A 507-nucleotide genomic window follows, 5' to 3' on the forward strand; every position below is an offset into this window, starting at 1 on the left:
TTCTTTAAAAAGGGAGGAGATATCTGTATTTTAGGACATTTTCACAAACCGATGTTTATTGAAATGGATCAAAAAATCTATGTAAATACAGGAGAGTTTCCTGTAGATGAAAGTTTTGTTTACCTTGACGAAAACAGAATCACTCTTTATAAAGGGAACGAAATAATTAAAGAAAAAATTTTAAAATGATTAGAGAAATTTTTGATGTTACGGTGATAGGTGGAGGACCGGTTGGCCTTTTTGCTGCCTTTTACTGCGGGCTAAGACAAATGAAACTAAAATTATTGAAGCAACAAATGAACTTGGTGGACAACTTACTCTGCTATATCCTGAAAAACCAATTTACGACATACCAGGTTTCAAAGAAATAAAGGCAAAGGACTTTATAAAAAATCTTACTGAGCAACTTAAAAGATTCAACCCTGAAATCGTTCTTGATGAGGAAGTTGAAAGCTACTCTAAAGATGGTGACATATTTATCTTAAAAACTAGCAAGTTAAAGGAACA

1 protein-coding gene is annotated in these 507 nt (G+C 32.5%); it reads left to right on the forward strand.

The window, feature by feature from the left end; all coding sequences use genetic code 11:
- Positions 1 to 189: hypothetical protein (locus ABDH49_09395; GenBank protein MEN3047152.1), on the forward strand; the 189-nt coding region annotated here is incomplete at its 5' end.
- Positions 190 to 507 lie beyond the last annotated feature (318 nt).

Source organism: Candidatus Hydrothermales bacterium (assembly GCA_039630235.1).
Lineage (GTDB): Bacteria > Hydrothermota > Hydrothermia > Hydrothermales > JAJRUZ01 > JBCNVI01.